Below are 3258 nucleotides of genomic sequence, written 5' to 3'. Positions count from 1 at the left end.
TTTCACTTCCTCCATATAAACTAATACTATTTATACACAAGTTATATAATAACATTTTCTACAATGAAAACAATACCTCAATAATCAAAAGAATTGTAAAAGCAGTTAAATAAATAATCAACAATTAAAGCAAACGAAATTGATTATAAAAAATAGTGAAATCATACAAGCGAATGTAGAAAAAATAAAAAAGTAAAGTAACTGCCAGAGCAATTAAAGATTAAATAAAAAGAGTTCCTCAACAACATTATTGAAGAATAAAATTTTAAATTAATCCGAAATTTTTGAAAGCAGTTTTTAATTCAGGGCTATCAATGACAAAATCACTGTCTGACAGTTTATTACCATTAGTTGAATATATTTGTGAACCAAATGAAACTTTGCATTCTCCAAATATTGAAATTTTGTTAGAACTAGTTATAAGTGATTCCCCATTATGTAAGATAACAATACAAAGATATTAATCAAGAACAATTTAAAACCTGAAGAAATATAAAGCAACACCCATATTTAATTATTCAAAAATGAAGCGGGTTTTGAAAAATGAACTTTAGAATTTAATAATTTAAATGCATCTCCAGAACATTCCATAATTTTATTATCATAGGTAATGAAAACAAATTTCTCGTTCATATCTTTTGATTTATTATAACAGTCATCCACTATAATTGCATCACTTTTATGGATTCCAATGTCAATGAGTTGATCAATCAGTTTCTGATTATTTGCATAAGAGAACTTATCAAAATTAGCTATGCAAATTGTGATAGTCTTATTGTACATTTTAAAAAGATTTCTTAATTTTGATGACAATGAATTAAGATTAACGTCATTGTCCACAATAGTATCTTTAATTTCATCATAATATATGATAAACACGTCATTCACAATATCTACAAATCTGTCTTTTTCAATGCCAAAAGCATAATCATCACGTTTGAATCGATTCAAATAAATGGTTTTGATTTTATGGATGTGAGAATCTATTTTAATTAATGGAATGTTATTTGATATGATGTAATCTTTGATGTGTTTAAAAATATCCAATGAGATTAATCTTAATCTTTCAATGACACTGAAAACTTCCTTTTCAACATGATTGCTCATATGTCTTTCATAATCCAATTTATAGTATTCTGCACATTCCCTGAAATTGTCATTCTTTAATGGAATGGTTAATATCATATTGGTATCTAAGAAGTGGTGTTTTATTTTAAGCACGAAAATCAATCCTTTAAATAGTTTCCAATTGTTGCATTCATCATTTTATCTTCAAATGAATCATAATCTGGAGCATATGAAGAATTATCGAATATGTTATCAGTTTTATCTTCAAATTTATCAACAGTGCTGTTTAAAATTTTGATGTGGTTTTCCAACTCATGTTTCCAGGACCCAATATCACCATTGTAAAAAGCATCATGGTCATAAATCCTGACCCATCTTGCAAAAGTAAGCCATGACAATTGAACTGGCTTGATAATATATCTCCAATTATTTAAAAACTGATTTTCATCATTCATTAACTCCAAACGGGAAAATATTCGTGAGAAGGATACTGAAAAATCAACTAACAGTTTATCATACGGTAAATCTGACAAACAATCATAAAATACATTTAAATAATTGTCTGGAACTAATGAAGAGAATAAGTCATCATCTCTTGTTGTCTCATACAAAACATATTTGAACGGATGCATGAAATGAAATGGTGCATAATCCAAATAAATGTCTTCATCAAATTTATTGAAAAACAAATTTGAATCAGCAAAAATCCTATCAGATATACGGTTAATTATTGGATATTGATCAATTAACTTATTTTCATGTGAGAACTCATTAAATGATTCATCATCAAGAAAAACAGTATGTGCCGAGTATTGGATACAATTATTATTTTTTAATTGTCTAAATTGTTTTGAAACGACATTTGAAAATGGTCCATGCCTATACCAGTAAAAAGGTAAATAATCAAATAATGGATGATCTTGACCCAATTCCATTTTAATCTTGAATATAGCTTTTTGAATTCTAAAATGGGAAATGGACATATTTTTTTCTTTGAGTTCGCATAATACAAACTTTAATAAATCATTAACAACATCATAAGATTTATCTTTATTCAAAAATATCAGGCCTCCAAAGAACAATTAAATATTATAAACTTTATCAATGCTCAATTTAATCCCAATATAAATTTTTAGAGAATTTTAAATTCTTAATTAATTTTTTTATAATTATTTATAAATTAATTTATTGTAAGAGCATTTGATAAGTATTCCAAGTACTCTAAAATATATTATATAATTAATATATAAGTTATTGGTTGGAGTATATATTTCTATCTATTTTTCAAAATCAATATTGTATTTTCCTTATAATTTCTTTTTTAAGCCTATTAAACAATAAAAAAGCTAAAGAGTTAAAAAAAAGATAGTGACAATATTTCATACATATCATATAATTAATTAATAAATTGGAAAAAGAAGAGCAAATATCACTCTTAAAATTTTGCTCAGTCCAGCACCCTATCCGGAATATAATCATGCACCATCTGAAAACCATCAAAAAAAAATAAGATTGAATATGCCTCTTTCCTAATCAAGAGGCATTTCAATCATTAATCCAATACATCTATTTTATTTCAAATCTGTCTGAAATAATGTAGAACTGATAATAATCAGGATCGCTTTTAGAATAGCTGTCGTCTTCTAAAATCAATTCCACTTCGACATATTTTACGTCAGTATTGCTCATTTCCTGTTTGTCAAAATCAAAAGCACTGCTGTCATTAATTATAAATTCCTGACCTTTAAATTTCGCTACGGAACCATATTTATTAATATAATTACCATCAGAATCATATAACTTGACAATAACCTTATGATTTTCAAGTGTAGCGTTTTCATCAGTTTTTAGTGCCTGTTTGAGTTTTGCATCATCCACCTGACCTTCCCAGCTAATGTTTTTCAAATTGAATTTAATGGATTGATTTACAACAGGACTTTTTTGGTCGTATACCTCACCAAGATTTGTTCCGGTACCAACCTGTTCCCAATGTCCAACATGCTCCTTACCTCCATTGGCTATTGAAACTTTAGCCTTATCCAATTCAACATGACCTATTGTAGTAACATCCGAATCTATACTCATATTGCCGCAGGCAACGCAAACAATAAATATGACTACGAATACCAAACAGTAAAGTTTGGAATTATCTCCTATGACCTGCACCTTATCTTTAAATGAAAGATCTGC

3 protein-coding genes are annotated in these 3258 nt (G+C 27.5%); all 3 read right to left on the bottom strand.

The genetic code is table 11. The features are described from left to right. Window positions 1–510: 510 nt before the first annotated feature. Entirely contained in the window at window positions 511–1221 is a 711-nt protein-coding gene (locus tag UIB65_RS02900) for a hypothetical protein (RefSeq protein ID WP_330039630.1), read from the bottom strand. 5 nt (window positions 1222–1226) lie between these two features. Continuing rightward, window positions 1227–2126: a hypothetical protein gene (locus UIB65_RS02895; protein ID WP_330039629.1), complete on the bottom strand. Its 900-nt coding sequence runs from the start codon at window positions 2124–2126 to the stop codon at window positions 1227–1229. 508 nt (window positions 2127–2634) lie between these two features. Further along, a partial coding sequence (locus UIB65_RS02890; protein ID WP_330039628.1) for a hypothetical protein occupies window positions 2635–3258 on the bottom strand: 624 nt, incomplete at its 5' end.

The sequence above is a fragment of the Methanobrevibacter sp. genome (assembly GCF_036307625.1).
Taxonomy (GTDB): domain Archaea; phylum Methanobacteriota; class Methanobacteria; order Methanobacteriales; family Methanobacteriaceae; genus Methanocatella.
This window is presented reverse-complemented; position numbering and strand designations above follow the sequence as displayed.